This is a genomic window from Stenotrophomonas sp. P5_A8 (assembly GCF_056400545.1).
The window spans coordinates 1-4,419 of the sequence record NZ_JBFULB010000316.1 but is presented as its reverse complement, the minus strand read 5'-3'; the positions used below and the strand labels follow the sequence as shown (position 1 = coordinate 4,419).

The following is a 4,419-nucleotide window of genomic DNA, read 5'->3' as shown; positions in this document are numbered from 1 at the left end:
TGGCTCGGCTCGACCCTTGGCAGCGCGGCATCCCGGTAGAGCCGAGCCAGGCTCGGCTGCTCTTGTCTCGGCTCTACCCTCCGGGGCGCGGCATCCCGGTAGAGCCGAGCCATGCTCGGCTGCCGTTGGGGGATGCGAAGTGCCGACCAACGGTCGGCTCTACCGGAGCGATCCGGTTGGATCAGTCGCGCGCTACCTGGAAACCGGCGAACGACTGGCTTACCGGCATCAGCTCCAGGCGGTTGATGTTGAGGTGCGCCGGCAGGTTGGCCACCCAGAAGATCTGCTCGGCGATGTCCTCGGCGGTCATCGGGTTCGCCCCGGTGTAGAGGGTGTCCGAGGCGGCCTGGTTGCCGTGGGTGCGCACGAGGGTGAACTCGGTCTCGGCCATGCCCGGCTCGATGGTGGTGACGCGCACGCCGGTGCCGTGCAGGTCGGCGCGCAGGCCGAGCGAGAACTGGCTGACGAACGCCTTGGTGCCGCCGTACGCGTTGCCGCCCGGGTACGGGTACACGCCGGCCACCGAGCTGATGTTGATGATGGCGCCCTTGCGCGCCACCAGCTGCGGCAGCAGGCGGTGGGTGAGGGTGACCAGGGCGGTGACGTTGGTGTCGATCATGGTGCGCCAGTCTTCAAGCGAGGCGCTCTGCGCCGGGGCGGTGCCCTGGGCGAGGCCGGCGTTGTTGACCAGCAGGTCGATGGCGGCGAAGTCGGCCGGCAGGGCGGCCAGTGCGGCCTCCATGGCGGCGCTGTCGCGCACGTCGAAGACGGCCGCATGGACGCGCTCGGGACCGTAGGCGTCGACCAGCGGCTGCAGCCGTTCAGCGCGCCGGCCGGTGGCGATGACACGCCAGCCGGCCTGGGCGAAACGATGGACGGCGGCAGCGCCAAAGCCGGAGGTGGCGCCGGTAATCAGAGCGGTACGGGTCATCGGGGTACTCCGTGGGAATCCCCGCCATTTTCGCACCGATCAGCGGATGCGGAACACGCGCGCCTTGGGCAGGTCTTCGTCCACCTGCAGGAACCAGCGCCCGGCAATGCCCGGCACCACGACGATCTCGGGGTTGCTGCGGCTGGCCTTGAGCGTCATTTCACCCTTGAGCACCTGCCACTGCTGGCCGTTGTCGAGGGTGAACACGGTGCCCGGCGCCCAGCCATCCACCTGGCCGGTGACCTTGGCCTTGATCGGGCCGTCGTCCAGGCCGGGGAACATCGGGGCGGGGGTGGGCGCGCCGGGCGCGGCGACCGGGGCGGCGGCCACCGACGGGGACGGGGCGCGCGCGTCGGCCTCTTGCAGCAGGCGGTTCAAGGTCTGCAACTGGGCGGGGGTGAGCCCCACCTGCGCCAGTGCCTGCGGGTCCACGCGCTGTTCGATCGCCACGTAGGGCACCTGGGCGGCGGCCGATCCGGCCAGCCACAGCATTCCCGCACCCATTACTGCCTGCCACCTGCRCATTGCCTGCTCCACTGCCTGTCGATGCCCGATGGCGGCACTATGCTTCACTTTCATGGCAGCCAGATGACAGCCGCGCCGGTCGCGACGGGGCCGGCGACCGGCAGGGGGTAAAATGGCCGCCAGCCGCGCAGCCGCGCCGGCGGTATTGGACGTCCCATGATCAACAACGATGTACTGCGCAGCATCCGCTACATGCTCGACCTCAGCGACGGCATGATTGCCGACACCTGTGCCCTGGCCGACCCGGCCTTCGTGATCGACAAGGCCGACGTGGCCGGTTGGCTGCGCAAGGAAGACGAGGAAGGTTTCGTGCCGTGCGATGACCGCACCTTGGCGCACTTCCTGGATGGGCTGATCGTGCACTTCCGTGGCCGCGACGAGAGCCAGCCGCTGCGCCCGGTCGAAAAGCGCATCACCAACAACCTGGTGCTGAAGAAGCTGCGCGTGGCGTTCCAGTTGAAGGACGTGGACATGCACGAGATCTTCGACAACGCCGGGTTCCCGGTGTCCAAGCCGGAGCTGTCGGCGCTGTTCCGCCAGCCGGACCACAAGAACTACCGGGCCTGCGGCGACCAGCTGCTGCGCAACTTCCTCAAGGGCCTCACCCTGCGCGTGCGCGCTGCCTGAGCCCCACCCCGGTACGTGGCTCGGCCTGCGGGGCCACGTGCTGCAGCAGTTCCTGCATGAAGGCCCGCGCCGCCGGCGTGGGCAGTTTCGACCACACCGCATGCACGCGCCGCACGGGCGCATCCTGGATGGCCACGCAGGCCACGCCGGTGAAGCCGGCGGCGATGGCCACCGGCACGATGCCCACCGCCAGCCCCTGCTGTACGAAGCGCTCGATGAGCGACATATGGTTGATCTCGAACGGCACCCGATGCGGTAGCCCGGCGGCGGCGAAGGCCTCGTCGGTCTGGCGGCGCGCGCCGCTGCCATATTGGAAGTCCACCAGCGGCAGTTCGGCCAGGGTGGCCAGCGACAGCCGTTTGCGGCTGGCCAGCGGGTGGTTGGGCGGCAGCACGGCCACCATCGATTCTTCGGCGAGCAGGCGATGGCAGGCACCGTCGATGGCGGTGCCCGGCGAGAGGCCGACCAAGGCGACATCCACGCGGCGCTCGCGCACGTCTTCCATCAGCACTTCGCTCTTGTCCATGCGCAGGCGGAATTCCACCTGCGGGTAGCGCGTGTGGAAGGCGGCCAGGCAGGCGACCAGGTCCACGGCGGTGAGCGAGGTGATCTGGCCGATGGTGAGGGTGCCGCGCACCTGGCCGGCGACGGCGGCGACGTCTTCGCGCAGGTGGCGCAGCGAGTCCAACACCTGGCGCGCGTGGGTGAGCAGCACCTCGCCGGCCGGGGTGACCCGTACCTGGCGCGGCAGGCGCTCGAACAGGGTGGCCTGCAGTTCTTCTTCCAGGTGGGCGATCTGGTGGCTGAGTGCGGACTGCACGACGTGGCAGCGCGCGGCGGCGCGGGTGAAGTTGCGTTCTTCGGCCAGGGCCACGCAGAACTCGAGCTGTTTGAGGTTCACGCCAACATCTCCACCATCCATCTATTTTCCAGATGCGCTGGATGATAACTATTCATTTCCATCATCGCGACGCGAGGCGGACACTGGCGTCCCCCTGACACCTGGAAGCCGTATGACCGCCGATGTCCACACCCCCTTGAGCCGCTGGCAGGTGCTGTTGATGGCCTTTGCCACGGGCGTGGCGGTGGCCAGCAATTACTACGCGCAGCCGCTGCTGCACACCATCGCCGGCGAGTTCGGGGTGTCCTTCGGGCGCGCGGGCATGCTGGTGACGGCGGCGCAGTTGAGCTACGGCGTGGGCGTGGTGCTGCTGGTACCGCTGGGCGACATGTTCGAGCGGCGGCGGTTGATCGTGGTGATGTCGCTGCTGTCGGCGTCGGGGTTGGTGGTGAGCGCGTTGAGCCATGAATTCGTCTGGCTGCTGGTGGGCACGGCGATCACCGGGTTGTTCTCGGTGGTGGCGCAGGTGCTGGTGCCGTTCGCGGCGACGCTGGCACGGCCCGAAGAGCGTGGCCGGGTGGTGGGCACGGTGATGAGCGGGCTGCTGCTGGGCATCCTGCTGGCGCGGACGGTGGCCGGTGCGTTGTCGTCGCTGGGCGACTGGCGCTGGGTGTACTGGATGGCCGCGGGCACGCTGGTGCTGACCACGTGGGTGCTGTATCGCACGTTGCCGCGTTTCTACCAGCATGCGGGGTTGGGTTATGGCGCGTTGCTGCGCTCGATCGGGACGCTGTTCGCGCAGGAGCCGGTGTTCCGCCTGCGCACGCTGCTGGGCGCACTGAGTTTTGCGATGTTCGCCATGTTCTGGACGCCGCTGGCGTTCCTGCTGGCGGGCGCGCCGTACCACTACAGCGACGCGACGATCGGGCTGTTCGGGCTGGTGGGCGCGGCGGGCACGTTGGCGGCAGGGCTGGCGGGGCGGATGGCGGACCGGGGCAAGGCGGCGTTGGCGACGACGCTGGCGCTGGTGCTGCTGGCGGTGTCGTGGCTGCCGCTGGGCTTTTCCACGCAGTCGCTGGTGGCGCTGGTGGTGGGCGTGCTGGTGCTGGACCTGGCGGCGCAGCTGCTGCACGTGAGCAATCAGAACGTGGTGTTCGCGCTGCGCCCCGAGGCGCGCAACCGGCTCAATGCGGGGTATATGACCGGGTACTTCATCGGCGGTTCGTTGGGGTCGCTGGTCTCGGCGCAGGTGTATGGCGCGTTCGGGTGGATGGGCGTGTGCGTGGCCGGGTTTGGGGTGGCGGTCGTGGCGATGGGGGTGTGGGCGTGGGCGGCGGTCGCGGAGAAGCGGAAGGCGTCGTAACGCCGACCGTTGGTCTGCTGTCGCGACGTGACACCGTAGAGCCGACCGTTGGTCGGCTGCCGCGACGTGACGCCGTAGAGCCGACCGTTGGTCGGCTGCATTTGCGCGGTGGGTGGGAGCGTGGGTGGGAGC

Annotated in this window: 5 protein-coding genes; 2 read left to right on the top strand and 3 right to left on the bottom strand. The window is 69.1% G+C overall.

The genetic code is table 11. The annotated features are described in order from the left end of the window. Window positions 1–181: 181 nt before the first annotated feature. Both AC1DQP_RS17095 and AC1DQP_RS17090 read right to left on the bottom strand, forming a co-directional pair. Window positions 182–931 (bottom strand): SDR family NAD(P)-dependent oxidoreductase, encoded by a 750-nt coding sequence (locus tag AC1DQP_RS17095; RefSeq protein ID WP_457320766.1) that lies wholly within the window; start codon window positions 929–931, stop codon window positions 182–184. A gap of 39 nt (window positions 932–970) precedes the next feature. Continuing rightward, window positions 971–1,435 (bottom strand): hypothetical protein, encoded by a 465-nt coding sequence (locus AC1DQP_RS17090; RefSeq protein WP_478052065.1) that lies wholly within the window; start codon window positions 1,433–1,435, stop codon window positions 971–973. Between the two features lie 177 nt (window positions 1,436–1,612). On the opposite strand from AC1DQP_RS17090, the gene AC1DQP_RS17085 reads away from it, so the two are divergent. Next, window positions 1,613–2,083 carry a YehS family protein gene (locus tag AC1DQP_RS17085; protein ID WP_256777010.1) on the top strand — a complete coding sequence of 157 codons (471 nt, stop codon included), beginning with the start codon at window positions 1,613–1,615 and terminating at the stop codon, window positions 2,081–2,083. Here the strand turns inward: AC1DQP_RS17085 and AC1DQP_RS17080 are convergent. Next, window positions 2,058–2,984 carry a LysR substrate-binding domain-containing protein gene (locus AC1DQP_RS17080; RefSeq protein WP_256777011.1) on the bottom strand — a complete coding sequence of 309 codons (927 nt, stop codon included), beginning with the start codon at window positions 2,982–2,984 and terminating at the stop codon, window positions 2,058–2,060. The two genes, AC1DQP_RS17085 and AC1DQP_RS17080, sit on opposite strands and share 26 nt — an antisense overlap. Window positions 2,985–3,096: 112 nt before the next feature. Between AC1DQP_RS17080 and AC1DQP_RS17075 the strand changes: the two genes are divergently transcribed. Continuing rightward, window positions 3,097–4,287 (top strand): MFS transporter, encoded by a 1,191-nt coding sequence (locus AC1DQP_RS17075; RefSeq protein WP_457320761.1) that lies wholly within the window; start codon window positions 3,097–3,099, stop codon window positions 4,285–4,287. Window positions 4,288–4,419 lie beyond the last annotated feature (132 nt).